Here is a 24,706-nt window from a genome sequence, read left to right on the forward strand (position 1 = left end):
AAACTTACTAACCTAATACATTAAGGTTTTTCAAGGAAACAGATTCATGCTCAGCAACGCAATTATTAACATCACCAATCTTCGCCTACGTACTTTTATCGGGTTTAATCCCGACGAGATGCAAAAACAGCAGGATGTTGTAATCAATATTGAGATTCAATACCCCGCTAGCAATGGCTTTGCCAACGATGATGTAGAACAAGCCTTAAATTACAAAACAATTACTAAAGATATTATTCAGCATGTGGAAAATGGCCGTTTCTTATTACTTGAGAAGCTGGTTTCAGATGTCTTAGAAATCTGTAGCAAACATCCTTGGACTCGCTACGCTAAAGTCACTATAGATAAACCCCACGCACTCAGATTTGCAGACTCTGTATCACTCTCACTGGAGTGGCAAAAAGATTAATGTGGCTCAATAAATAGAGGAATAGGCGCATCCATGACAACGGCTATACTTGAGACAATCTCTTTTTCAAGTGCAGTCACTTCGCCATCTTGATAGATACATTTTTTAATACCTGTAATAAGACGAGGCTTAAGGGCGGGATAAGCGCATGACAACACATTGACCGCCCGAATAAAACACTCCAATTCACACGCGTCTTCGGATAGCAGGCTTATATTATATAAGCCTGCTGAGCCTGCCCCACGATTAAATGCTCTCTGTGCATCGGCTTCCTGTTCATGGCCTTTATGTGCAAGTACCGACAAGACTAATTGGTATTCATCACTCAGTGCTTTAGCCTCTTTATAACGTGGCTTAGAGGCCTTAACCGGTTCAAATTCCCCAGCTAGATAATGACGCACAAGTTGATATAAACACCACTCAAATAGATCAGTCTTCGCATCAGCTCGAATCAGTAGCAATAAAGTCTGTTTGAATCTTTTATATTGCTCCGGCGACATACACTTCAAGGCCGGTAGTAATAATTCAATCAAAGGTAAACGAGCACTAATATCCAAATGTTCAACGGCAGGGTAAAGCTGACGCATTAATGGCTCAATTCCCTTAATTCCACTTTGAGCTATAACTTGCCATTGTTTCTCTTGCACAGAAGGCTCTATATGAGTAATCAATAAATAACATACAGCAATAGCGCCAAAAGGATCATGAGCCTGTTCATGTAACAGAGCAGGAATACCATCGATTTCGCGCCTGATCTGATCCAAATCAGCACTTCCAGAAAAGAGCGTGTCAGGCTCTATACCCGAGGCAACGGCAGCGCCAGTAATAACCGCCTGAGAAAAAGCCTCACGCTTTCCTGCTTGAGTTACCTTCTCCTCTTCCTGCTTACGTTCACGTGTAGCCGTACTTCGATAAAGATAATTACCGTCCCAATCGGGATCGACTTTTAAAATCCTATCCACCAAAGGAGGATGCGTCGCCATCATATTGCTCAGTTTGCTAATCGCTTGGCCAAAGAACAGATGGCTGACTTCACTGCGATGGCTGTCATGAATCTCTGTTCCACTACTATAGCCGCCGATTAATTTGAGCGCGCTTGCTATGCCATCTGGGTTACGGGTAAATTGCACCGCACTGGCATCAGCTAAAAATTCTCGCTGTCGGCTGACGGCTGCGCGGATAAGATTACCGAAAAAGGTACCTAGCCAGCCAATCGCTAGTAACGCAACACCCAGTATGGCAACCCTACTATCTGATCGACGACTTCGACTCCCTCTAAGCAGCAATTCCCCAACTAAGCCGATAAAAACAATGCCATGCAATAAGGCGATCAAACGTAGATTTAGTCGCATATCGCCATTTAAAATATGGCTAAACTCGTGAGCAATAACGCCTTGTAATTCATCCCGTTTAAATTGCTGAATACAGCCTTTAGTGACACCAATTACCGCATCGGCGGGGCCATTACCTGCAGCAAAAGCGTTGATCCCTATCTCATGCTCCAACAAATACACCGCAGGAACAGGCATACCTGAAGCAAGCGCCATCTCCTCAACTACATTAAGTACTTGCAAGTGATCTGGATCTTCACTATTGGGATAAATACGAATACCGCCCAAGGATTCAGCAACCGCTTTGCCACCTGAGCTTAATTGAAACCATTTGTATAAAATGGCACAACCAACAGCACCCGCAACAGCTAAACTAACTAAACCAAACGTATGCCAAGAAAACAGCGCAGCGATAGTTTGAGTATCGGTCTGTGATACAACACTCAATCCCCGCTGCATGGTTTCCTCTTGGGTGACAGACCAAACCACCAGCCCTATCAACAGATTGGTTAGCCCAATTAGGCTAACAACCGCTAATATGAAAAGAAAAACAAGCCAACCCGTTTGACGCCGCGCTTTATCCTGTTGTATAAAAAAGTCCATTTATCCCTAACCTAACAAGACTCTAAGCAATAGATTCTGACGAATTTGTCCCACCCTAAAAACTAACCTTAGGTGCGGCCTGAATCTCAGCACTATCTTCGAATTCTAAAAGAGAAGCATCTTTAGGGTGACCAAACATAGACGCGAAAAATACAGGAGGGAAGGATTGGCGGTATATATTGTAGGCAGTTACAGCATCATTAAAAGCTTGGCGGGAGAATGCCACACGGTTTTCAGTGGTTGTCAGCTCTTCTGAAAGCTGCATCATGTTTTCATTCGCTTTAAGGTCTGGATAATCTTCCATCACTATATTCATACGCCCTAAAGCACTCTGTAAGGCATTTTCTGCACCGGACAGCTGCTGGATAGAATCATCCGTCAAAGTAGCTGCTGCGCCCTTTAAAAGCGCTGAGGCTTCATTTCGCGCATTAATAACAGCTTCGAGAGTTTCTCGCTCATGACTCATATAGCCTTTAGCCGTTTCAACCAAATTTGGTATGAGGTCGTAACGGCGCTTTAACTGAACCTCGATCTGAGAAAAGGCATTTTGATGCCTATTTTTTAAGGTAACAAGCTGGTTATAAATACTTACTACATAAAAGACAGCACCTAGAACTATCACCAAAAAGACAATCGTACCTACTTCCATTATGCAGCTCCTTTGTTATGGATCATGTAAGCTTTCGACTATAAATCAGAATAGCCAGAGAGGAAACCTACTTATTAGCAGCTCTCCTCATCTTCTCTTAATTAACTCCGTTTAAGCAGAGCAGCAGTATAGAGAAATACTATGATTTACTGAGACTCTACTTTCCTTGCTTTCTTCTTTCAGTGATAACCTCCCCACCTACTCCCCAGTTATCGGTATTAACCTCATCAATCACAACAACTGTCGTTGCAGGGTTTTTATTTAATACATCCACTAAAAGCTGAGTTGCACCTTCAATAAGTTGTTTCTTCTGCTCTGCGGTCACAGCTTCATCGGTAATCTTAATATTAACGTACGGCATACTTCATACTCCTTGGATAGCTTGATATTTAGCAACAAGCTTAGCGTGCAAGATTCCGCAACACTATAAGATTATAAAGAAGCATCTATTCACTTTTTTTGAACAAAAAGAATGAACTAACTTTTTAAATAACAGTCTCTTAGTGACTGACTACTTATTTAAAAGCTGACATATGACATCACCTACTCAAAATGAACAGGTTTATCCACGATTTATCTATGTATTAGACCCTATGTGTAGCTGGTGCTGGGCTTTTAGTGACACAGTGCATGAATTACAACGTAGTTACCCATTTCCTTGGACTTTATTAATGGGCGGCCTTGCTCCAGATAGTAATGAGCCTATGCCCATAGAGATGCAACAAAAGCTGCAATCTATATGGCAGCATATCGAGCAGCAAACAGGCACTCCTTTCAATTACGATTTCTGGTCGAACAACACGCCCAAAAGAAGCACATATGCTAGTTGTAGAGCAGTCATTAGTGCTGAGGAACTTTCACCAGGAAGCGGCTTAGAGATGACTCGCTTAATACAAAACGCTTATTACCTAGATGCAAAAAACCCATCAGAGCTAGATACGTTAATAGAGTTAGCTCAGCAACAGGGCTTAGACATCCCCGCTTTTAAGGCGCTGATACATAGTCCAGAGACTCAACACCAACTCGAAAAACAGATAAATGCCTCCCATAGACTCGGTGCTCAAGGGTTCCCTAGCCTCTTTATTGAAACCAAAGAAGGGATCATCAAAGCACTTAGTTACGGCTACACGGACGCCATCAAGATAAAAAGCAGAATAGATTCAGTGCTAACAACAGAGGCGGAATGAAATGGGGAAGAGCATTGGAAGGTGTAACAGCGAGACTGAATTGATCAGCCTCGCTGGGCGTGCTACAAGCAAGCTTAGTCGCGAACGACTGAAACATCCTCAGCCTGTAACCCTTTGTCGCTTTCACGTACGTGGAAACGTACCTTTTGGCCTTCCGCTAATGAACGGTGACCACGACCACGGATATTGCGAAAATGAACAAAGACATCATCATCTTCACCGCGGGTAATGAAACCAAAACCTTTTGACACATTAAACCACTTTACTGTGCCTTGCTCACGATCATCATTTTCATCAATATACTCTTCTTCAGCACCATTAAATGCCGAAGCCCCAGATTGAGCATTGTTACCAAGTGCAGCAAAAAAAGATGCGGCAAATGTCACAACGAACACAACTGCTAACGCAGCAATATTAGATAACTCAACTTCTATACCAGCTACCGGACCCAACAAAACAGTTACCAACACTGCGGCGATAGCACTCACAATCAGACTACGAATCAACTGATTAACCCTCATTTATTATTTGTCATTTATCACATTAATAGCACTTGAAATTGGCAGTATAAGTAATTATTTCTACCAATTACAGAGGTATATCTAATTTTATGATTTTTTTCAATAGCTTATGCAAATAAAGCGAATAAAAATCAAACGGCGTTTAATATCGAAGCCTGATAAACTATGCTTGTAGACTACGAATTAAGTCGTATCACAACCTTTAACTGAACACTGTAACATTAGCTATTTTAGAAGCGGAAACAATCATGACAGAGCAGGAACGTATTGATGAACTGGAAACTCGCGTTGCTTTCCAAGAAGATACGCTGGATAAACTTAACAGTATTGTTTCTACTCAAGAGCTAGAGATATTGAAGCTGACAAGAATGATGAAAATATTCAGTCAGCAAGTCAAAAGCCTAACGCTTGATCTACCTGCAAATAGACCTGAGGATGAGCCACCTCCTCCACACTACTAAGGTAAGTGCACATGATTCCATTGCTCGAACGCGGCATACACTCCTTAGGGGGTATGTTTATAAATTTAGTAACCCGTCCGAAGTTGGTTAATCCTCAATTATTACTGCCTACACAACCGACCCCAGACCATATTTATTACATACTTGAATCGAATAGGCTCAGTCACACACTTCTTTTAAAAAATCTACTACGCAAACAGCAACGTCATATTAAAGAGGAACAAATACTCTTTGCTGATTCAAAAGGTCAAGCTCCTCTGCGGGAAGCCTTAGAAGTTTTAGTCAACGCCCAAAACAGCAGTGAAAAATTTAACACTTTAATTATACCTGTTGCGATCTTTCACGGCCGCCTCCCTAATAGAGAAAAATCGTGGCTTAACCTTTTGTATGCCGAGACTTGGCACGAAGCGGGGCCTATAGGTAGCTTTTTTCAACTGCTAGTCAATGGTCGCCAAACCTTAGTCCGCATAGACAAAGCATTAGATCTTAAACAGTTACTCCAACAAGAAGAGAATGATGATAGTGAAGCCACCGCTCGTAAAGCTGCCCGTGTCTTGCGTACGCATTTCAGTATCACTCGCCAATCGATTATAGGGCCTGATCTATCCCATCGACGCACATTAATTAATCTCGTTATAAAAGACCCAAACGTACAGCAAGCTATTGACCAACAAGCTAAAGAGCGAGGCACTAGCCGGCACCGTATTGAACGACATTGCGCACATACTCTCGATAAAATTGCTGCTGATTTTAGCCCGATAACTACACGTATACTGGATCCACTTTTAAACTGGGTATGGGGACGCTTATACCGAAAAGTTAGAATAGCAAATATAGAGCGCGTCCAAGAGATCGCTAAAACCCATCAGCTTATCTATTTACCTTGTCACCGTAGTCATATGGATTACCTGCTTTTATCTTGGGTACTATATAGACACGGGTTAATGATTCCTCACGTCGCCGCGGGCGAAAATCTAAATATCCCAGTAATAGGGCCCATTTTGAAACGCAGCGGGGCAATCTTTATGCGCCGCCAGTTTCATGGGGACCCACTTTATAGCTGCCTATATAAAACTTACTTAGAACAGATGACCCATAGAGGCCACTCTTTAGAGTATTTTATTGAAGGGGGTCGAAGCCGTACTGGACGCTTACTGGCAGCAAAGACCGGATTACTCTCAATGAGCGTGGAGTCTTACAGAGACAATCCCCAAAAACCTGTTGCCCTCATTCCTGTTTGGGTCGGATACGACCGCCTTGTAGAAAGTAAAAGCTACCAAGAAGAACTGTCAGGAGGAAAAAAGCAGCAAGAATCTATTTCCACTGTATTAGCCACCAGCAAAATACTCGGACAAAAATTTGGTAATACCTTATTGAGCTTTGGCGAACCCCTTCTTTTAGAAGCGCATATTCACCCGGAGCACTCATCAAAAGAGGATGTAAAACTGATAGCGGCAACGGTTATGCGCAGAATAAATCAAGCTGCAGAAATAACCCAAAGCAGTTTATTAGCCACTTGCCTACTAGGTGGAAGTCCATTGCAATCAGTCGCAGAGTTAAGCGATAAAAGCTCTCGCCTACTCAACCTAATCAAAACGTTGAATCCTCACTTACAACTCATTCCTGAAGGAAAGCCTTCCGATTGGATTAACGAAGCCGCAAAAATGCAGCAAGTTAATCAAAAGATTAATTTAATTGAAATAGATCAGCATCAAGCGCAAGAGCTGTGTTTTTATCGAAATAATATCCAGCACCTACTTATTCTACCCAGTATGTATTTACTACTTGCGCACAGGCTTGAAAACGGTAAAACCCAAAGCATTAACCGTACAATTCGGATGATCTATCCCTTTATTCAGGCAGAACTTTTCTTACCTTGGGAGCTAACTGATCTCACAGGTTTACTTAAACAAGTACGTGAAGCGCTGATCGAACAGAATTTACTAGAAGGCGAGGCAGATAAAGGCTGGACAACTACTGCCAACCCTCTCGTGAACACCCTAATCCTAACCGCTGAACCTATTCTTTTACGCTATTATATTGTGCTACGCACACTCGCTCGCTATAACGAGATTAGCGCAGAAGATCTGATTGAAAGCAGCCAAAATATCGCCCAACATATTCACAAAGAGTATGGCTACAGCACGCCTGAGTACAAAGATAAAAGAGTTTTAAACTCATTTATTAAGCAACTTCATGCGTTAGAGTTTCTACGGGAGGAAAACGGTCGCTTAAGCTGTAATTTCGATACAAGCGCTCTATTCGCCCAAGCTAAAAAGATTCTGAAACCACATATGATTTCACTTGTGGATTCTAAACTCGGAAGTAAAGGCTAATCCAATACACTATAGATATAAGCTCCTACTGGAGGAGCTTACAGTTTTTTCAGCGGATAAATATCGTAGCGGCTCGATTTCCCCTCAAACTGTAAAGAGGGTTTACGATCAGCTAAAAAAGGAGCTTTTCTAGGCCGTTTAACCACTACTCGATTTTCTGCAATGGCCAGAGCAGCCTCTAACAATTGGTCGGCATCCAAATCATCACCGACAACGGGGCGAAAACTACGCATCTCCTTTTTTACCAATGCACTTTTATCGCTATGGGGAAACATGGGATCTAGATACACAACCTGATAGCGCACCCCTTGATCGGCCTGCGCCTGCATCCACTCAATACTATTGGCATGATGAAGCCTCATGCGCTGAATAATATCGCTAACCTCCAGCGAATTCGCTGCACGCAACAACCCATCTTCAAGCAATAGGTGGATAATAGGCGAACGCTCTAGCAGGGTCATATCACAACCTAAGGTCGCCAACACAAAGGCGTCTTTACCTAATCCCGCCGTTGCATCTAATATCTGAGGCTTAACACCGGCCTTAATTCCAACCGCTTTCGCGATCATTTGACCTTTACCACCACCAAATTGACGGCGATGAGCAACTGCACCTGACACAAAATCAGCGTAGGTCGCACCGGGCGCTTTTTTACCTGTGGGCTGCAATCGAATACCCGATTCGGCCACTTGCAACAGTAGGTCGAACCCTACCTCTGATGACATTTTTACTAACGGTAGTTTAAGCTGAGTAGCCAATTGTTCCGCTTGCGAACAGGAGGACTCATCCAACGCAGTAACCGCGATAACACCCTCACTATATACAGAACCACCAGAAAGGTCAGATACAGACATATAAACCCACTATTACAAACAAAGAGATTAACGTCCCATAAACCAAACAGCCAACAAAAACACACCCAAGAGCATACGATAGATAACAAAGGGCTGCATGCCGATACGATCTAACCATTTAAGGAAAAAGTGGATACAGCTAAAGGCACTAATACCCGCTATCACGGTTCCCAATAACACCATCAGCCAAGGAGCGCTGTCGCCTTGTGCATAAAGGTCTAAACCTTTAATCAACCCAGCCCCAAGAATAACTGGGATCGAAAGAAGAAAAGAAAAGCGGGCAGCCGCTTGACGCTCAAACCCCAACATCAAGGCTGTAGAAATAGTGATACCGCTGCGTGACGTCCCTGGAATTAACGCCAACGCCTGAGAACACCCTATATAAAGGGCATCCTTAACCGTCAACGTACTCAATTGACGCGTTTCAACTCTAAAAAGATCAGCCCAACAAAGCACCCCACCAAAAATAAGCGTTGTTCCAGCAATGACTAAAATTGAACGTAAATTCTGATCAATAAAATCATTTAATAACAAGCCAACAATCAGCGCAGGAAAGGTGGCTAAGATGGTTAACCAAGCCAAGCTTGCATCCTCACTTCGCCCCCCGTTACAACTTGCGCACCACGCACAAAACATAGACCTCAAGTCCTTGCGGAAATAGATCACCACTGCCAATAATGTACCCACATGTACGCCGACATCAAAAGCTAACCCCTGATCCTGCCAGCCCAAAAGCTGTGAAGGTAAAATCAGATGGGCCGAACTACTGATCGGTAAAAATTCCGTCAATCCTTGAAGTAAGGCCAGTATAACGACTTGAAAAAGCTCCATTTATTGCTGATCCTTCTTTTTCCATGCGACTTGGTCGCGGAGATAAACTGGCAGAGCTAGCTCGGGTGAGATGCCCTTCCCTTGCGCCCACGCATCGAGCGCCAGTACAAGCATACTTTCTGATGATGGATAATATGTTTCAGTGCTCAATTGGACCGCGCGCTTAACTGATTCAGGCATCGCTTCCAAATAACGCCACCCACTCCCCACAGCGAGATACCCTTCTGCATCAACGGCAAAGGTACTTGGCGTCGCAACTTGTTCGCTCAACTCCATCACAGGCAGCCCATTTTCAATACGGTAACTCGCCACATAGATCTCATCCATACGCGCATCTAACGCAGCCACAATTTTGTCCGCACCTTCAACCTTTGCTGCCGATACAGCTAGCGTCTCTAACGTAGAGATAGGTAGAACAGGTAAATCGGCTCCATAGGCGAGACCTTGCGCGACCCCTGTTGCAATACGAATACCCGCAAAAGACCCTGGCCCACGCCCAAAAGCGATTGCATCTAAGGCGGAGATAGCAATACCTGCATCCGCCAATATCGCTTCGGTCATAGGCAAAAGCTGCTGAGTATGTTGACGAGGAATGATTCTAAAATCTTCTTTAATTTCGCCGTTACAACTCAAGGCTACAGAGCAAGCATCGGTGGACGTATCAAGTGCTAGAATGTTTGACATTAAATTGAATCACTTAAAAATAAGAACAGGGTAAGACATGCGAATCTAAAAACTTGCATGAATTCTACTCCGGTGAAGCGCTAATTTCATCTATAGCGACGCTTCCTCCTTTGTTAAATTAAATCTTCGCCCCATTTAGGCAGCAGGCTTTGCTCAATATTAAGCTGATTCAAAATCCGAGCGACCACAAAATCCACCATATCTTCGATCGTTGTTGGGCGATTATAAAAACCGGGACTCGCAGGAATCACAATCACGCCCATACGCGTTAATTTCAACATATGCTCTAAATGAATCTCAGAATACGGCGCCTCTCTGGGAACTAATATAAGCTGACGGCGCTCTTTCAATGCCACATCCGCAGCACGTTCAATCAGATTATTACTCGCTCCTGTAGCAATCGCTGATAAAGAGCCTGTACTGCAAGGACAAACAACCATTTTACTCGGTGCCCCTGACCCTGAAGCAACTGGAGCCATCCACTGCTCACGCCCAAACACTTTTAGCTGATTTGGTTTAGCCTTATACATCTGGCTCAAGAATTGCTCTTGATCCGCTGGCGTACCGGGCAGCTTTAGATCCGTCTCAGTACTAATCACCACTTGCGCAGCACGAGAAATCATGACAAAAACGCGTTTATCTTTTGCTAATAAGCACTGTAATAGGCGCAATCCATATTGTGCGCCGGAGGCTCCGGTTATAGCAACCGTAATGGTCTCTTGCGTATCCGCTCCCGCTGCCTTTTGATTTACCATGATTACTACCCCTTTAACGCGGCTAACAAGCGCTGATGAATACCTTCAAAACCACCATTACTCATAATTACCACATGACACCCTGGCTCTACCGCCTTGACCAGATCATTGATCAGCAGGTCCGTATTTGAATAAACTGTAGATGACACAGAGCTTTGTGCAGCAATACTCTCCAACGACCAGTCCATACCTTGTGGCTGAAACCAATAAACCACATCCGCATTTGTAATAGATTCAGCCAGTAACGCTTGATGGGTACCTAGACGCATTGTATTTGAGCGAGGTTCAATCACCGCTATCACCTTGGCTTGTCCAACCTGAGCCCGTACTCCTTGCAAGGTGGTTTCAATAGCGGTGGGGTGATGAGCAAAATCGTCATAGACTTTAACCCCATTAACCTCGCCTAGCAGTTCCATTCTCCGCTTAACCCCAGCAAAGCAATTCAATGCTTCTATCGCATGATGCGGCTGAACGCCAACATTTCTTGCAGCGGCAATAGCCGCCAAACCATTATTTACATTATGCTTTCCGGTCACCTTCCAAGAAACCACACCCGCTCTACTTCCCTGGTGCCAAACCTCAAACTGGGAACCATCATCTTTAAGCAAAACCGCCTGCCACTCCACCTCAGAAGATGAATCAAAGACCCCTATGCGGGTCTGAGCTACATCAGTCCACACCCCCATATCAACCACCTCTTGCAGTGCAGTTTCCTCTTGAGGAAAAATAACTTGGCCATTATTTGGCACAATCCTAACTAAGTGATGGAACTGTCGTTGAATAGCCGCTAAATCAGGAAAAATATCCGCATGGTCATATTCAAGATTATTCATAATAAGCGTGCGAGGATGATAGTGAACAAATTTTGAGCGCTTATCAAAAAAAGCCGTGTCGTACTCATCAGCTTCAATTACGAAAAAAGGCGAATCACCCAAGCGCGCAGATACTCCAAAACCCAAAGGCACACCACCGATTAAAAAGCCCGGTTTCATACCCGCTTGGTCTAAAATCCACGCCAGCATAGTCGACGTGGTCGTTTTACCGTGCGTACCTGCAACCGCTAAAACCCATTTATCTTTAAGCAAATGTTCTGAAAGCCACTGGGGGCCAGAGGTATAATTGAGCCCTTTATCCAACATATACTCTATCGCGGGATTACCTCGCGACATTGCATTACCCACCACAATCAAATCAGGTTCCGGGCTGAACTGGGCGGGATCAAAGCCTTGAATTAATGCAATACCTTGCGACTCAAGCTGTGTACTCATTGGTGGGTACACATTTTGATCCGAGCCTGTCACTTTATGTCCCAACTGTTTGGCTAAAATGGCCAACGATCCCATAAAGGTCCCACAGATGCCTAAAATGTGAATATGCAACGTCCAAACTCCGGCTAATAAATAATAAAAAATGAGCAAATATATTTGTCTATCATAACAGTTTTGCAGATGCGGTAACTTGTCCACCAAACATTATCAGCGATACGGCGAAAAATCTTATAATAAACCATCAAAAATGCGCCACAAACAATGCATTTTGTCTAAGTTTCACGTAAAATTCTCGCCCAACTTTTCAACTATTCTATCTGCGAGATAATACGAGAATGCTGCTCCTGAGCCAGTTCCTGAAACAACAGGAAACCGAAGACAAATTAGTCGATTTGATTGGCACGTTAATGCTTGCCTGTAAAGAAGTTGCCATCCAACTTCGTGAAGGCGAATTAGCCGGGGTTCTAGGATCAACGGATAACACTAACGTTCAAGGTGAAACCCAGAAAAAAATGGACGTTATAGCAAATGATCTGCTTAAAAAGTTTTTACTCGACAACGCACTCGTGGCGGGTATTGCCTCTGAAGAGGAAGATCACCCCGTTGGCGGTAACCCAAACGGTAAATACCTTGTCATCTTCGATCCGTTAGATGGCTCGTCTAATATCGATGTTAATGTTTCAGTAGGAACCATCTTCTCGGTACTTGAAATCGAAGAAGGCATGGATCCAACTACGGACGAAGCCTATCTACAGCCCGGTCGCAAACAAGTTGCTGCTGGCTACGTATTATATGGCCAATCATCCATCTTATCGCTATCAACTGGCCAAGGCGTAAATTTCTTTACGCTTGCCCATACGGGTGACTTCATTCTTACCCGCGAACAAGTCAGCATCCCTAAAGAAACAAATGAGTTTGCCATCAACATGTCAAACCATCGTTTCTGGGAAGAAGAGATGCGTAATTATATTGGTGACCTTCTCCAAGGCGAAGAAGGTGTACGCGAAAAGAACTTCAATATGCGCTGGATCGCATCTATGGTTGCAGAAGTACATCGCGTACTCACGCGCGGTGGAATATTTACTTACCCTTGGGACAGTCGCGATTCCAGCAAACCTGGAAAGCTCCGCCTTATGTACGAAGGCAATCCAATGAGCATGCTAATCGAGCAAGCTGGCGGGACTTCCAGCACATGCTATAAAAACATTCTCGACCTAGAGCCTAAACATATTCACCAACGCTGTTCTGTAGCGCTAGGCTCTACTAAAGAAGTTGAAACATTGCTTACTTACCACTCAGAATCAAGTGATGGCCGTGCAGCAAAATTAAATACATAAAAGCATCAGTTTCAGCTTTAAGTAGTATTCTAAGCGTCTCACGCTGCGCTTATAATCCGACTCAGATATAACTTTTTTAAAACAGTTTACAGGAAGACAATTATGGGCTTCGCACAAGTACCCGCAGGTAAAGACCTACCGAACGATCTGTACGTTATTATTGAAATTCCGGCAGATAGCGCTCCGGTCAAATATGAGATAGAGAAAGAAGAAGACGCAATCTTCGTTGACCGCTTCATGGCGGCACCAATGTTCTACCCAGCAAACTACGGTTATATCAATAATACGCTTGCTGATGACGGCGATGCTGTAGACGTATTGGTTATGACACCTTACCCAGTTATTGCAGGCTCCGTGATTCGTTGTCGCCCTGTAGGCGTTTTAAACATGACTGACGAAGCCGGCGAAGATGCTAAACTTATCGCTGTACCTCACGACAAGCTAACTAAAGCTTACCGTGATGTTAAGGATATCGAAGACCTTCCGCAGCTTGAACTAGACCGTATTAAACACTTCTTCGAAAACTACAAAGGCCTTGAAGAAGGAAAATGGGTTAAAGTTGAAGGCTGGGGCAGCGCAGATGCCGCACGCGCAGCTATTGTTGCTGGCGTAAAAGCTTACGAAGCCGCTAAATAATTAGTATTATTTATGCAGCATAAAAAAACCTCGCATCGGCGAGGTTTTTTTATTATGAAGCTAGCCTATATGCCGCCCATAGCCCATTATGCTCAGCCCTCATACACACATTTACTTGCCGTAAATTGCAAGTTACCACTTCACGTATCAGTAAAAATAGATATACTTACCCCAGCTATCTCAGGGAAATATAAGAATAGAGGTGAATAATGACACTTCCCAAATTTTGTATATGCGTTATAAGCCTTTTAATGTCCAGTATGGTCATGGCCGACAAAAATAGTTTGTTAGTACAAAACTACCTTAATTCTTTTGCCAGTCGCGACGCTCAAGGCATATTCAATCTAATTAACTGGGAAGGGGTTGATAAAGAATCTCGTCGCTCTCTACAGAAATACATCAAATCAGGCTTTAAAGGCCGACAGATTCGTCGTATTTATATAGATCCAATTGCTCAAAATGCTCCGCAGTCATATATCCAAGATGGCAAAAAGTATGCCCTAAACTTAAAACCAACCGGTCAACTTAATATTGTTTACATCAACAATAAAGGGAAACGCACGACCAGCACTCTTTTTGTTGGCGAGTACAAAGGACAGCTGAAAATTGGTAGCGCAATAGCCGCACCTGAAACCATCGCGTGCAATGGAAACAAAAGCTGCTAAAACACCGCAAATACTGTGTCTAAAGGGCACCCTTTTGGGTATTATAGACTTTAGACGCAGCCTATACATTCCAATCTTTGATCAGCATGAATCAGACAACAAATAACCCCATCTTCTTGAAAAACTTTCCATTGCTCAACCGTGCAATCTAATTAAAATCGAAAATTCGTATATTTAATTGGAAGTTAGATGGCTGAAATAATAATACTAGCAGTTAGCGTCCCACTACTTATAGCCTGGATCTTAAGTCTGCGAAAGAACGAAAATACTGAAGAGCCAAGCTAAAAGAGTAAGCACAAGAATTTGCACCCACCCTTAACACTTGAGTGCAAATAAGTTAGTGAGAGAGTTCTTCGAATAATTCGATAAACTGTAGCGTCAATTTATGTTTTGGCGACATATGAATAAGTGGACGTGTCTCATCATGGGATTCTTTCATTTTCACTGACGCTGAAATTTTTGCATTAAGTACAGGAAGATCGTCATCTAGCAACTCATCAACAATGCGCTTAGGGAGACTAGCGCGAGGTTGATACTGATTCACCACTATACCCTCAACAACAAGCGCATCATTATGATCCTCTTTCGTTTCATGCACATTAGCTAACAAGCTGTACAGTGCCTGTCGCGCAAACTCATCACAATCAAAAGGGATTAAACATCTTTCAGAAGCAACTAAAGCAGAAAGCGTATAAAAGTTGAACGCTGGCGGTGTATCTATATAAACAGCATCATAATCATCAGATAACTGCTCTAGTGCATCTTTTAATTTATAAATTTTATGTTTCGATTCTAATTTTGACTGCAAATCGCCTAAATCTGAGTTAGAGGGTATTACACTTAAGTTCTCATAGGGCGTGGCATGTACATAGTGCTCAGGCCCATTAGGTTTCATCTGAAAGGTCAGCGTTTGCTCAAAAAAATCTTTAATATCAGGCTTAACATCTTGATAGCCTTCACCTAAAAGATAGTGACTAGAGTTACATTGAGGATCAAGATCAATCACCAAAGTACGTTTACCACGAGCTGCACTAATTGCTGCCAAATTCACAGCAATGCTAGACTTACCCACTCCTCCTTTCTGATTGAAAACTACGCGCTTAATCATCGCCATTTTCTTTCTCCTTCAATCCCACACAAAAAACACTAGTACCGCATTGCAATATCTATAATTATGAAGCCAACGTCAACAATCTTGAGCGTAAAAGAATAAAACTATAGCCAAAAGGACTAATATTAAAAAAACCTAATGCATGAGCGCAGCAAATATTCATTTCATGTTCAATATTCTCTGTGAATGAGGAGACATTTTCGGCAAAAAAGCACTAAAACAGCAAAAACTTGCTAAGTTATAGACAAGAGAAAAAGACTACGGCAAACTATAGTAGTTGATTAAGTCGCTCTGCCAATTTTCAGGAATAAACCATGGCAAAAATCCTGTTACTAAATGGCCCAAATCTGAATTTATTGGGCATGCGTGAACCTGAGGTTTACGGTACAAACACATTGGACAATATTTGCCAAAAACTGATACTGCAAGCGCAAAATCAAGGCCATGAATTACTGCACTGCCAAAGCAACCGAGAATACATCCTACTTGAGCGAATACATCAAGCTCAGCAGGAAGAGGTTGCTTTTATTATTATCAATCCGGCCGCCTTTACACATACAAGCATTGCACTGCGTGACGCTTTACTGGGAGTTAATATCCCGTTTATTGAAGTACACCTCTCAAATGTGCATGCACGAGAAACATTTCGCCATCATTCCTATTTATCGGATGTTGCGCAAGGTGTTATTTGTGGCTTTGGCGCGCAAGGATACGAATTTGCTTTGCAATCTGCCATAAAACAGATTGCTTAAAAACTAATTATTGTTGCTTTTAAAGAGACCGGGATCAGAATGGACATTCGCAAAGTCAAAAAACTGATTGAGCTGTTGGAAGAATCCAACATCAACGAAATAGAAATTAAAGAAGGCGAAGAATCCGTGCGCATTAGCCGCGGCGCCCCAGCCCCTGTAGCTGCCTACCCTGCTGCGCCTATGCCCACCCCTGCAGCTGCGCCTGCGCCAGCTGCTGTGCCGACCGAAGCGGTAAGCGAAGCACCGGTAACTTCAGGTCATGTTGTTCAATCACCAATGGTTGGCACGTTCTATAGCGCTCCATCACCAAGTTCTCCTGCATTCATTGAAGTAGGTAAAACAGTGAAGGCCGGTGATGTTATCTGCATTGTAGAAGCAATGAAGATGATGAACCAAATTGAAGCAGACAAGAGTGGCGTTATTGAAGCTATCCTTGTTGAAGATGGTCAGCCGGTTGAATACGATCAACCTCTTGTAACTATCGTTTAAGCCAATAACGCATAAGCAAGGATCACTTTCGATGCTAGATAAAGTAGTCATAGCGAACCGAGGCGAAATTGCGCTTCGTATTCTGCGCGCTTGCAAAGAACTGGATATCAAAACCGTTGCTATCCACTCTCAAGCAGACAAAGATCTCATGCACGTCCGCTTAGCTGATGAAGCTGTTTGTATAGGTCCTGCATCTTCAGTAAAAAGCTATTTAAATGTCCCCTCTATTATCGCTGCAGCAGAAGTAACTGATGCTGTAGGTATTCACCCGGGATACGGTTTCTTAGCGGAAAATGCTGATTTTGCTGAACAAGTTGAACGCTCAGGTTTTACATTTATCGGTCCCAAAGCGGAAACAATTCGTCTAATGGGTGATAAAGTTTCAGCTATCGAAGCAATGAAAGAAGCTGGCGTACCTACAGTCCCAGGCTCTGACGGCGCATTAGATGATGACACAGAGCACACCTATAAGATTGCCGAACGCATTGGTTACCCCGTTATCATAAAAGCTGCGGCCGGCGGTGGTGGACGAGGTATGCGTGTTGTTCATTCTGAGGCTTCACTTATAAACTCCATTCATGTGACTCAATCAGAAGCCGCTGCGGCATTTGGTGATGACACCGTTTATATGGAGAAATATCTTGAAAACCCTCGCCATGTCGAAGTCCAAGTTTTAGCTGACGGGCAAGGTAATGCAGTACACCTTTATGATCGTGATTGCTCAATGCAACGTCGCCATCAAAAAGTGGTAGAAGAAGCTCCAGCACCACACCTAGATCCTGATGCCCGCGCCCAAGTATTACAAGCTTGCGTAGATGCTTGTATCAAAATCAATTATCGCGGTGCAGGCACATTTGAGTTTTTATACGAAAATGGCGGATTCTACTTCATAGAAATGAACACCCGAGTGCAAGTTGAGCATCCTGTAACAGAGATGATCACGGGTGTAGATATTGTAAAAGAGCAGTTACGAATCGCTTCTGGATTACCTCTTTCTTTAAAACAGGAAGATATTAAAATTCAGGGCCACTCATTTGAGTGCCGTATCAATGCCGAAGATTCAAAAACCTTTCTTCCAAGCCCAGGTACAATCAAGCACTTCCATGCACCCGGCGGGAATGGTATCCGTGTAGATTCACATATTTATAATGGCTATACAGTACCTCCTCATTACGATTCACTGATCGCCAAACTTATCAGTTATGGCGAAGACCGTGAAACCGCATTAAAACGTATGGAAATTGCTTTAGATGAAATGGTTGTTGACGGCATCCGTAGCAACATCGCTCTTCAGCAAGAGATTGTAAAAGACTGTAGATTCCAAGAAGGTGGTGTGAATATTCACTACCTTGAGAAGAAGCTAGGCTTATAACCGTATAGACCAACAAAAAACCCGCTATATAGCGGGTTTTTTATTACCTATGCACTACCTAGAACTATTCATCCGCGCCTTGATGACTGGTACTATTGGCCTGTCGAACTGTCCAATATGGAAGAACATAATGCCTTGGCTGCAAATAAAAATTAAAACTAATCCTGATAATTCTGAAGCTTACGAAGATCTACTATTAAGTGCCGGATGCGCAGCAGTGACCTTTGAGGATAGTGAAGATCAGCCAATCTTTGAGCCAGACTTAGGAACAACTCCTCTATGGAGCAATACAACCATTACAGGGCTCTTTGCAGCAGAACATGATCTAAAAGCCACTCTACGGTTTTTAACTCAAGGCCATGAACAGCTGTTCCCCAATATGCCTGCACCAAGCATAAATGCAGAAATTCTTGAAGATAAAGATTGGGAACGGGAGTGGATGGAAAACTACCACCCGATGAAATTCGGTAATCGTCTCTGGGTTTGTCCTAGCTGGAAAGAAACACCCGAACCTGACGCCGTTAATCTAATGCTAGATCCTGGTTTAGCCTTCGGAACAGGTACGCACCCTACCACGGCACTTTGTTTAGAATGGTTAGATTCACAAATACTTACGAACCAATATATTATCGATTACGGTTGTGGCTCAGGTATTTTAGGTATTGCCGGATTATTATTAGGAGCAAGCAAAGCGATTGGCGTAGATATCGACCCTCAAGCCCTCCAAGCGACTAAAGACAACCTACTTCGCAATCATTTAGCAGATGACATACTGCACGTTTTTCTACCGGAAAATGCACCTAAAGAAGCCGCCGACACGTTAATTGCCAATATTTTAGCAGGACCTTTAGTTCAACTAGCGCCCACCCTAGCAAACTTAATCAAACCTCAAGGTAAACTATGCTTGTCTGGTTTATTGAGTGCGCAGGAAACAGAAATAAGAGCAACCTACTCCGAATGGTTTGATCTTGATCCTATCGCCGAAAAAGATGGCTGGATAAGAGTCACAGGCACTAGAAAGGGGTAACATCAGTCCATCATGCTTAGCGATAGCATCATCACTACATGCCCCAACTGTAAAGCACAGTTCCGTGTCACTAAAGGGCAATTAAAAATTGCCCATGAGCAGGTTAGATGCGGAAATTGTCTACACGTGTTTTCCGCGACAGAGCATAAAGAACAGAGTTTCCGTATCGATGACAAAAAAAAGCCAAGTGACATACAACATAACCTAACTACACCCACCCAAAGCGCCAAAGAAAAAAAAGATATTACCGAAAATCGAAATGCCACTAACCCACAAGAATCCTCAACCTCTGCCCCCTCCTTGCCTAACGAAAAAGCACAAACAGAACAAACGGCTCCAACCTCTCCACGAAGAACACTAGAGATAAAAACCGCGGCTGAGCCCACAGTTCCCGTTCCAACCTTGACGATTGAACGTGAAGCCCTTGTACTTTCTTCCACCTCAGCAAAAAAAACAAAGGCGAAAAACACTTTCTGGCTTTCAACCTTGATCGCAGCAATAGCGGGTATAGCTATACAGTACTTATGGTTCAATCGTGTAGAGCTGTATTGGCAGAAACCGTACCAACCTTTGTATGAAACTTTGTGTCAACATATAGACTGCAACATTCCGCAACGATTCGAGCTTGATAAAATTCAAAATAAAAAACTCATCATCCAGCCGCACAAAGAACTAGAAGGCGCGATCAATATCAACTTACTTTTACTGAATAGCGCCTCATTCGAACAACCTTATCCAGCTATTGCGTTAACATTCTCTGGCTTAAAAGGGGAAACGATTGCTCAAAGAGTATTCCAACCCAAGGAGTACCTCCATTTCAACAACGATACAGTGCCTCTTCTACCCGTTAACCAACCTGCTCAGGTATCACTGAAATTAATGTCACCTAGTTTACGCGCAATCAATTATAAGGCTGAGCTACTAGCGCCTGAGCAGTAAAAAATCAAGCTCAAATTGTACAAAAAATCATCAAAAAACCCTTGGAGACTCTGCTCCTTAGGAGTATGATTATCCGCCTCCCAAATACATCTTTTAAGCGTATCATTCGTGATACGAAAGGTGTTTTTTTAACTATTTTTTAAGGCATAGCATGTTTCATATTGGCCCATACACCATTGACAGCCAAGTTATTTTGGCACCAATGGCAGGCGTTACTGACCGGCCCTTTCGCCAGTTATGTAAGCGCATGGGTGCAGGCTTAGTTGTGTCAGAAATGGTTACATCAGACACCCGGTTATGGAAGTCACGTAAATCAGCTTATCGTTTAAATCATACCGGTGAAGTAGAGCCTCGCTCTATTCAGATTGCCGGTGGCGATCCTGACATGATGGCTGATGCAGCAATCATGAACGTACAACGAGGCGCTCAAATTATTGATATCAATATGGGCTGCCCTGCAAAAAAAGTCTGTAACAAGGCGGCAGGATCAGCGCTATTAAAAGATGAGCAACTTGTAAGCGATATCCTCAACGCAGTTACCTCTGCCGTCGACATACCTGTAACTCTAAAAATACGTACTGGTTGGAATGCAGAAAACAGAAATGCCCTAACTATTGCGCGTATTGCTGAAGATGCAGGTATCCAAGCGCTCGCTGTACATGGTCGTACGCGTAGTTGCGGATATAAAGGTGAAGCAGAATACGACACCATCGCGAGTATTACTGAAGCAATTTCAATTCCCGTCTTTGCCAATGGTGATATCACCTCACCAGAGAAAGCGCTGGAAGTACTTCAGCATACTGGCTGTTCCGCAGTAATGATTGGTAGAGCCGCTCAAGGTAGACCTTGGCTATTCAGAGAGATTGATCATTATTTAAGAACAGGTACAATTCTGCCCCCTCCTAAGCTAGAGGAGATAAGGGACGTTTTGTTAGGACACCTGCAAGAGTTGCATGATTTCTACGGTGAATACTTAGGTGTACGCATTGCACGCAAACACGTAGGTTGGTACCTGCAGAACAACGCTAACGGAAGTAGTTTTCGTAAACAATTTAATATCATTGAAACAGCAGCAGACCAGGCCGCCTCTATCGAAAATTATTTTGATAGCGCTCTAAATAACGGCGTAGCCGCCTAATAGATTGGATAATAAGTACTGTGGAATATAAAGAAATTAAGCAACCAACATTCGCGCCAAACTCAACAGAAGCTGCAAATCACACGTTACGCGATAACGTAGAGCAGTCATTAAACAGCTATTTCCGTCAACTTGATGGACAACCTGTCACCGATGTTTATCAGATGGTACTTTCTGAAATTGAAGCACCTCTTTTCGAAACGGTAATGACATACACTAAAGACAATCAGACTAAAGCATCCCAATTATTGGGACTAAATCGCGGTACGCTTCGTAAAAAACTGAAGCAGTACGGCTTGCTTTAATTCTCCTTTTTTGACTATTCGGAATCCAGACACAATGGCAGAGAACATCACTTCCGTTCGCCGTGCTTTGATCAGCGTATCTGATAAATCAGGTATTGTTGAATTCGCACAAGCACTAAGCACTCGCGGCGTTGAGATCCTTTCTACAGGCGGTACCTACAAACTGCTTAAAGAGAATAACATTCCCGCAGTGGAAGTATCCGATTACACCGGCTTCCCCGAGATGATGGATGGCCGTGTAAAAACTCTGCATCCTAAAGTGCATGGCGGCATTCTAGGTCGTCGCGGACAGGATGATGCTATCATGTCCGAACACGGCATCAATCCTATCGACATGGTTGTAGTTAACCTATATCCATTTGCAGCCACCATTGCACGTCCTGATTGCGATCTTCCAATGGCGATTGAAAACATCGACATTGGGGGCCCAACAATGGTTCGCTCCGCTGCGAAAAATCATAAGGATGTTGCCATTGTTGTGAACGCGTCTGACTATGACAACATCGTATCTGAATTAGATAAGCAAAAAGGCCTATCCCACGCAACACGCTTTGATCTTGCAGTAAAAGCTTTCGAGCATACCGCAGGATATGACGGCATGATTGCAAACTACTTAGGTGCAATTGTTGAAAGCGAAGAAGATAAAGCAGCAACCTTCCCTCGCACATTCAATACTCAGTTCATCAAAGCACAGGATATGCGCTATGGAGAGAATCCACACCAGCGCGCGGCTTTTTATGTAGAAGCTGATCCATCAGAAGCCTCCGTTGCTACAGCTCGTCAGCTGCAAGGCAAAGAGCTTTCTTTTAATAACGTTGCAGATACGGACGCAGCACTCGAATGCGTAAAACCGTTTAACGAACCTGCCTGCGTTATTGTTAAACATGCTAACCCATGTGGCGTAGCCGTTGGCACAGATCTTCTTGATGCATACAACCGTGCCTTCCAAACAGATCCAACCTCTGCCTTTGGCGGCATCATTGCATTTAACCGTGAGTTGGATGCCGTAACAGCCCAAGCCATTGTCGATCGCCAATTTGTAGAGGTAATTATCGCCCCTACAGTAACTCAAGAAGCATCCGATATTGTTGCTACTAAACCTAATGTCCGTTTACTACAATGTGGCGAGTGGGCAGCAGATCGCGCGCACAGCTTCGATTATAAACGCGTCAATGGCGGTTTACTGGTTCAAGACCGTGATTTAGGTCGAGTTGATGCATCTGAACTGAAGGTTGTTACTCAAGTTCAACCTACAGAGCAGGAGATCAGAGATCTACTTTTCTGTTGGGAAGTTGCCAAAGCGGTTAAATCTAATGCAATTGTTTACGCAAAAGATGGACAAACTATTGGCATTGGCGCCGGCCAAATGAGCCGCGTTTACAGCGCTAAGATTGCTGGTATTAAAGCCGCTGATGAAGGTTTAGAAGTAAAAGGTTCCGTTATGGCATCTGACGCTTTCTTCCCCTTCCGCGATGGTATTGATTCAGCCGCAGCAGCCGGTATAAAAGCCGTTATCCAACCAGGTGGCTCTATGCGCGACCAAGAAGTGATTGATGCAGCAAACGAACATGGTATGGCGATGGTCTTCACTGGCATGCGCCACTTCCGCCATTAAGTACATTTAGCAATAGGTCTACTTTGCGGGTTGAATCCTAGCCAATTTAAACCTGAGTAAGCTTATTGCCAAAAACCCCGGTCTGAATAATTCAGACGCGGGGTTTACTGTTTAGGAATTAATGAAAATGAACATACTCATTATTGGCTCTGGTGGCCGCGAACACGCTTTAGCATGGTCTGTGTCACAGGACGCTAATGTAGATAATGTCTTTGTCGCACCCGGCAATGCAGCAACAGCGCAAGAAGCGAAGATGCAAAACGTGGCGCTCGATGTGATGGATATTGAAGGCTTATCTACTTTCGCTAAAGTGAATAATATCGACCTTACTATTGTAGGCCCTGAAGCCCCCCTAGTCGCGGGTATTGTTGATCACTTCCAGAAAGATGGTCTGCGTATATTCGGCCCCACTCAAGGCGCTGCTCAACTAGAAGGCTCTAAAGCGTTCACTAAAGACTTCCTTGCACGCCAAAAGATCCCTACTGCTGAATATGAAAACTTTACAGAGATAGAGCCTGCCCTAGCCTATGTGCGTGAAAAAGGCGCACCTATCGTTGTAAAAGCAGATGGCTTAGCCGCTGGTAAAGGCGTTATCGTTGCAATGACTCTAAAAGAAGCGGAAGACGCAATCAAAGATATGCTTGCAGGCAATGCCTTTGGCGAAGCAGGCAGCCGAGTCGTTATTGAAGAGTTCCTAGAAGGTGAAGAAGCCTCTTACATCGTTATTGTTGATGGCGACAATGTACTGCCTATGGCAACCAGCCAAGACCACAAACGTGTAGGTAATGGCGACACAGGACCAAACACAGGTGGCATGGGTGCATACTCCCCAGCCCCCGTTGTAACACCTGAGATTGATCAACGCATTATGGATGAAGTGATCATGCCGACCGTAAATGGTATGAAAGCTGAAGGTAATGAGTACACTGGCTTTTTATATGCAGGCCTCATGATTCAAGCAGACGGCACACCAAAAGTTATCGAATACAACTGCCGCTTTGGTGATCCTGAAACACAACCGATTATGCTACGCTTGAAATCTAGCTTGGTTGATATGTGTAATGCAGCGCTCGATAAAAAGCTCGATCAAACCACAGCAGTATGGGATGAGCGCAAATCAGTTGGTGTTGTGATGGCTGCCGGCGGATACCCTGGAGACTATGGTAAAGGTGATGTCATTACCTTTCCTGCTAGCTGCCCAGAAGGGACCAAAGTATTCCATGCAGGTACAAAGTTAGTCGACGACAAGGTTGTTACAGCCGGTGGACGTGTACTATGTGTTACAGCGCTAGGCGATACAGTAACTGAAGCTCAACAACGTGCATATGATCTACTTAAAGAAGTAAACTGGGAAGGCGCTTACTTCCGCACCGATATTGCTTACCGTGCGATTGCTCGCGAGAAAAACAGTTAGGCTGCTTTTCTAATCCA

26 protein-coding genes are annotated in these 24,706 nt (G+C 43.7%); 16 read left to right on the forward strand and 10 right to left on the reverse strand.

Going from position 1 to position 24,706, the window contains the following annotated elements; translation table 11 throughout:
• Window positions 1-46 precede the first annotated feature (46 nt).
• The gene (gene folX, locus A3774_RS00915) at window positions 47-409 is read left to right on the forward strand and encodes a dihydroneopterin triphosphate 2'-epimerase (protein ID WP_067862082.1); all 363 of its coding nucleotides are present in this window, start codon (window positions 47-49) and stop codon (window positions 407-409) included.
• Here folX and A3774_RS00920 read toward each other — a convergent pair.
• From A3774_RS00920 to A3774_RS00930, 3 genes are all read right to left on the reverse strand, one after another.
• On the reverse strand, window positions 406-2,343 hold the full coding sequence (locus A3774_RS00920) for a M48 family metallopeptidase (RefSeq protein WP_067862084.1): 1,938 nt from the start codon (window positions 2,341-2,343) through the stop codon (window positions 406-408). The genes folX and A3774_RS00920 overlap by 4 nt on opposite strands.
• A gap of 55 nt (window positions 2,344-2,398) precedes the next feature.
• Window positions 2,399-2,992 (reverse strand): LemA family protein, encoded by a 594-nt coding sequence (locus tag A3774_RS00925; protein WP_067862086.1) that lies wholly within the window; start codon window positions 2,990-2,992, stop codon window positions 2,399-2,401.
• Between the two features lie 157 nt (window positions 2,993-3,149).
• A complete protein-coding gene (locus A3774_RS00930) occupies window positions 3,150-3,353 on the reverse strand; it encodes a 2-hydroxymuconate tautomerase family protein (protein WP_067862089.1) in 204 nt (67 codons plus the stop codon).
• Between the two features lie 172 nt (window positions 3,354-3,525).
• Between A3774_RS00930 and A3774_RS00935 the strand changes: the two genes are divergently transcribed.
• Window positions 3,526-4,179 carry a DsbA family protein gene (locus A3774_RS00935; RefSeq protein WP_067862091.1) on the forward strand — a complete coding sequence of 218 codons (654 nt, stop codon included), beginning with the start codon at window positions 3,526-3,528 and terminating at the stop codon, window positions 4,177-4,179.
• A gap of 74 nt (window positions 4,180-4,253) precedes the next feature.
• Here A3774_RS00935 and A3774_RS17100 read toward each other — a convergent pair whose 3' ends face one another.
• Complete coding sequence (locus tag A3774_RS17100; RefSeq protein ID WP_067862093.1) at window positions 4,254-4,700, reverse strand: cold-shock protein; 447 nt, start codon at window positions 4,698-4,700, stop codon at window positions 4,254-4,256.
• A gap of 248 nt (window positions 4,701-4,948) precedes the next feature.
• Between A3774_RS17100 and A3774_RS00945 the strand changes: the two genes are divergently transcribed.
• A complete protein-coding gene (locus A3774_RS00945; RefSeq protein ID WP_067862095.1) occupies window positions 4,949-5,161 on the forward strand; it encodes a SlyX family protein in 213 nt (70 codons plus the stop codon).
• Window positions 5,162-5,172: 11 nt separating this feature from the next.
• On the forward strand, window positions 5,173-7,497 hold the full coding sequence (gene plsB, locus A3774_RS00950; protein ID WP_067862097.1) for a glycerol-3-phosphate 1-O-acyltransferase PlsB: 2,325 nt from the start codon (window positions 5,173-5,175) through the stop codon (window positions 7,495-7,497).
• A gap of 38 nt (window positions 7,498-7,535) precedes the next feature.
• On the opposite strand, the gene A3774_RS00955 is transcribed toward plsB, so the two are convergent.
• From A3774_RS00955 to mpl, 5 genes are all read right to left on the reverse strand, one after another.
• Window positions 7,536-8,351, reverse strand: a complete 816-nt coding sequence (locus tag A3774_RS00955; RefSeq protein WP_067862099.1) for a class I SAM-dependent methyltransferase — start codon at window positions 8,349-8,351, stop codon at window positions 7,536-7,538.
• A 27-nt stretch (window positions 8,352-8,378) separates the two neighbouring features.
• A complete protein-coding gene (locus tag A3774_RS00960; protein WP_067862101.1) occupies window positions 8,379-9,182 on the reverse strand; it encodes an undecaprenyl-diphosphate phosphatase in 804 nt (267 codons plus the stop codon).
• Window positions 9,183-9,866 (reverse strand): tRNA (adenosine(37)-N6)-threonylcarbamoyltransferase complex dimerization subunit type 1 TsaB, encoded by a 684-nt coding sequence (tsaB, locus tag A3774_RS00965; RefSeq protein ID WP_067862103.1) that lies wholly within the window; start codon window positions 9,864-9,866, stop codon window positions 9,183-9,185.
• A 113-nt stretch (window positions 9,867-9,979) separates the two neighbouring features.
• Window positions 9,980-10,621: a flavin prenyltransferase UbiX gene (locus A3774_RS00970; protein ID WP_067862105.1), complete on the reverse strand. Its 642-nt coding sequence runs from the start codon at window positions 10,619-10,621 to the stop codon at window positions 9,980-9,982.
• 5 nt (window positions 10,622-10,626) lie between these two features.
• Window positions 10,627-12,000, reverse strand: a complete 1,374-nt coding sequence (gene mpl / locus A3774_RS00975; RefSeq protein WP_067862436.1) for a UDP-N-acetylmuramate:L-alanyl-gamma-D-glutamyl-meso-diaminopimelate ligase — start codon at window positions 11,998-12,000, stop codon at window positions 10,627-10,629.
• A 224-nt stretch (window positions 12,001-12,224) separates the two neighbouring features.
• Here mpl and A3774_RS00980 point away from each other — a divergent pair, with 224 nt between their 5' ends.
• The 3 genes from A3774_RS00980 to A3774_RS00990 all read left to right on the forward strand — a co-directional run bounded on the left by A3774_RS00980 (window position 12,225) and on the right by A3774_RS00990 (window position 14,527).
• The gene (locus A3774_RS00980; RefSeq protein WP_067862107.1) at window positions 12,225-13,226 is read left to right on the forward strand and encodes a class 1 fructose-bisphosphatase; all 1,002 of its coding nucleotides are present in this window, start codon (window positions 12,225-12,227) and stop codon (window positions 13,224-13,226) included.
• A 102-nt stretch (window positions 13,227-13,328) separates the two neighbouring features.
• Complete coding sequence (gene ppa / locus A3774_RS00985) at window positions 13,329-13,862, forward strand: inorganic diphosphatase (RefSeq protein ID WP_067862108.1); 534 nt, start codon at window positions 13,329-13,331, stop codon at window positions 13,860-13,862.
• Between the two features lie 209 nt (window positions 13,863-14,071).
• The gene (locus A3774_RS00990; protein WP_156473634.1) at window positions 14,072-14,527 is read left to right on the forward strand and encodes a hypothetical protein; all 456 of its coding nucleotides are present in this window, start codon (window positions 14,072-14,074) and stop codon (window positions 14,525-14,527) included.
• 337 nt (window positions 14,528-14,864) lie between these two features.
• Here the strand turns inward: A3774_RS00990 and A3774_RS00995 are convergent, their stop codons facing one another.
• Window positions 14,865-15,635, reverse strand: coding sequence for a ParA family protein (locus A3774_RS00995; RefSeq protein ID WP_407937487.1), 771 nt, complete (start codon window positions 15,633-15,635; stop codon window positions 14,865-14,867).
• Between the two features lie 317 nt (window positions 15,636-15,952).
• Here A3774_RS00995 and aroQ point away from each other — a divergent pair, with 317 nt between their 5' ends.
• From aroQ to purD, 9 genes are all read left to right on the forward strand, one after another.
• A complete protein-coding gene (gene aroQ / locus A3774_RS01000; protein ID WP_067862112.1) occupies window positions 15,953-16,390 on the forward strand; it encodes a type II 3-dehydroquinate dehydratase in 438 nt (145 codons plus the stop codon).
• A 39-nt stretch (window positions 16,391-16,429) separates the two neighbouring features.
• A complete protein-coding gene (gene accB, locus A3774_RS01005; RefSeq protein WP_067862114.1) occupies window positions 16,430-16,879 on the forward strand; it encodes an acetyl-CoA carboxylase biotin carboxyl carrier protein in 450 nt (149 codons plus the stop codon).
• Between the two features lie 31 nt (window positions 16,880-16,910).
• Window positions 16,911-18,251, forward strand: a complete 1,341-nt coding sequence (gene accC / locus A3774_RS01010; RefSeq protein ID WP_067862116.1) for an acetyl-CoA carboxylase biotin carboxylase subunit — start codon at window positions 16,911-16,913, stop codon at window positions 18,249-18,251.
• A 130-nt stretch (window positions 18,252-18,381) separates the two neighbouring features.
• Window positions 18,382-19,278: a 50S ribosomal protein L11 methyltransferase gene (gene prmA, locus A3774_RS01015; RefSeq protein WP_067862118.1), complete on the forward strand. Its 897-nt coding sequence runs from the start codon at window positions 18,382-18,384 to the stop codon at window positions 19,276-19,278.
• A gap of 12 nt (window positions 19,279-19,290) precedes the next feature.
• Window positions 19,291-20,217 carry a DUF3426 domain-containing protein gene (locus tag A3774_RS01020; RefSeq protein ID WP_067862120.1) on the forward strand — a complete coding sequence of 309 codons (927 nt, stop codon included), beginning with the start codon at window positions 19,291-19,293 and terminating at the stop codon, window positions 20,215-20,217.
• A gap of 151 nt (window positions 20,218-20,368) precedes the next feature.
• Window positions 20,369-21,355 carry a tRNA dihydrouridine synthase DusB gene (gene dusB, locus A3774_RS01025; protein WP_067862121.1) on the forward strand — a complete coding sequence of 329 codons (987 nt, stop codon included), beginning with the start codon at window positions 20,369-20,371 and terminating at the stop codon, window positions 21,353-21,355.
• A gap of 20 nt (window positions 21,356-21,375) precedes the next feature.
• Window positions 21,376-21,660 carry a DNA-binding transcriptional regulator Fis gene (fis, locus tag A3774_RS01030; RefSeq protein WP_067862124.1) on the forward strand — a complete coding sequence of 95 codons (285 nt, stop codon included), beginning with the start codon at window positions 21,376-21,378 and terminating at the stop codon, window positions 21,658-21,660.
• Between the two features lie 34 nt (window positions 21,661-21,694).
• Window positions 21,695-23,275, forward strand: a complete 1,581-nt coding sequence (gene purH, locus A3774_RS01035) for a bifunctional phosphoribosylaminoimidazolecarboxamide formyltransferase/IMP cyclohydrolase (RefSeq protein ID WP_067862127.1) — start codon at window positions 21,695-21,697, stop codon at window positions 23,273-23,275.
• A 127-nt stretch (window positions 23,276-23,402) separates the two neighbouring features.
• Window positions 23,403-24,689 carry a phosphoribosylamine--glycine ligase gene (gene purD, locus A3774_RS01040; RefSeq protein WP_067862129.1) on the forward strand — a complete coding sequence of 429 codons (1,287 nt, stop codon included), beginning with the start codon at window positions 23,403-23,405 and terminating at the stop codon, window positions 24,687-24,689.
• Window positions 24,690-24,706 lie beyond the last annotated feature (17 nt).

The sequence above is a fragment of the Neptuniibacter marinus genome (assembly GCF_001597725.1).
Lineage (GTDB): Bacteria > Pseudomonadota > Gammaproteobacteria > Pseudomonadales > Balneatricaceae > Neptuniibacter > Neptuniibacter marinus.

Coding starts and splice junctions, on each gene's coding strand:
- plsB (WP_067862097.1), top strand. CDS start 5,173: ATGATTCCATTGCTCGAACGCGGCATACACTCCTTAGGGGGTATGTTT.
- A3774_RS01020 (WP_067862120.1), top strand. CDS start 19,291: ATGCTTAGCGATAGCATCATCACTACATGCCCCAACTGTAAAGCACAG.
- A3774_RS00945 (WP_067862095.1), top strand. CDS start 4,949: ATGACAGAGCAGGAACGTATTGATGAACTGGAAACTCGCGTTGCTTTC.
- accC (WP_067862116.1), top strand. CDS start 16,911: ATGCTAGATAAAGTAGTCATAGCGAACCGAGGCGAAATTGCGCTTCGT.
- A3774_RS00990 (WP_156473634.1), top strand. CDS start 14,072: ATGACACTTCCCAAATTTTGTATATGCGTTATAAGCCTTTTAATGTCC.
- A3774_RS00980 (WP_067862107.1), top strand. CDS start 12,225: ATGCTGCTCCTGAGCCAGTTCCTGAAACAACAGGAAACCGAAGACAAA.
- A3774_RS00925 (WP_067862086.1), bottom strand. CDS start 2,992: ATGGAAGTAGGTACGATTGTCTTTTTGGTGATAGTTCTAGGTGCTGTC.
- dusB (WP_067862121.1), top strand. CDS start 20,369: ATGTTTCATATTGGCCCATACACCATTGACAGCCAAGTTATTTTGGCA.
- A3774_RS00930 (WP_067862089.1), bottom strand. CDS start 3,353: ATGCCGTACGTTAATATTAAGATTACCGATGAAGCTGTGACCGCAGAG.
- aroQ (WP_067862112.1), top strand. CDS start 15,953: ATGGCAAAAATCCTGTTACTAAATGGCCCAAATCTGAATTTATTGGGC.
- A3774_RS00970 (WP_067862105.1), bottom strand. CDS start 10,621: ATGGTAAATCAAAAGGCAGCGGGAGCGGATACGCAAGAGACCATTACG.
- purH (WP_067862127.1), top strand. CDS start 21,695: ATGGCAGAGAACATCACTTCCGTTCGCCGTGCTTTGATCAGCGTATCT.
- A3774_RS00935 (WP_067862091.1), top strand. CDS start 3,526: ATGACATCACCTACTCAAAATGAACAGGTTTATCCACGATTTATCTAT.
- tsaB (WP_067862103.1), bottom strand. CDS start 9,866: ATGTCAAACATTCTAGCACTTGATACGTCCACCGATGCTTGCTCTGTA.
- accB (WP_067862114.1), top strand. CDS start 16,430: ATGGACATTCGCAAAGTCAAAAAACTGATTGAGCTGTTGGAAGAATCC.
- purD (WP_067862129.1), top strand. CDS start 23,403: ATGAACATACTCATTATTGGCTCTGGTGGCCGCGAACACGCTTTAGCA.
- folX (WP_067862082.1), top strand. CDS start 47: ATGCTCAGCAACGCAATTATTAACATCACCAATCTTCGCCTACGTACT.
- A3774_RS00920 (WP_067862084.1), bottom strand. CDS start 2,343: ATGGACTTTTTTATACAACAGGATAAAGCGCGGCGTCAAACGGGTTGG.
- prmA (WP_067862118.1), top strand. CDS start 18,382: ATGCCTTGGCTGCAAATAAAAATTAAAACTAATCCTGATAATTCTGAA.
- ppa (WP_067862108.1), top strand. CDS start 13,329: ATGGGCTTCGCACAAGTACCCGCAGGTAAAGACCTACCGAACGATCTG.
- A3774_RS00955 (WP_067862099.1), bottom strand. CDS start 8,351: ATGTCTGTATCTGACCTTTCTGGTGGTTCTGTATATAGTGAGGGTGTT.
- A3774_RS17100 (WP_067862093.1), bottom strand. CDS start 4,700: ATGAGGGTTAATCAGTTGATTCGTAGTCTGATTGTGAGTGCTATCGCC.
- A3774_RS00995 (WP_407937487.1), bottom strand. CDS start 15,635: ATGATTAAGCGCGTAGTTTTCAATCAGAAAGGAGGAGTGGGTAAGTCT.
- A3774_RS00960 (WP_067862101.1), bottom strand. CDS start 9,182: ATGGAGCTTTTTCAAGTCGTTATACTGGCCTTACTTCAAGGATTGACG.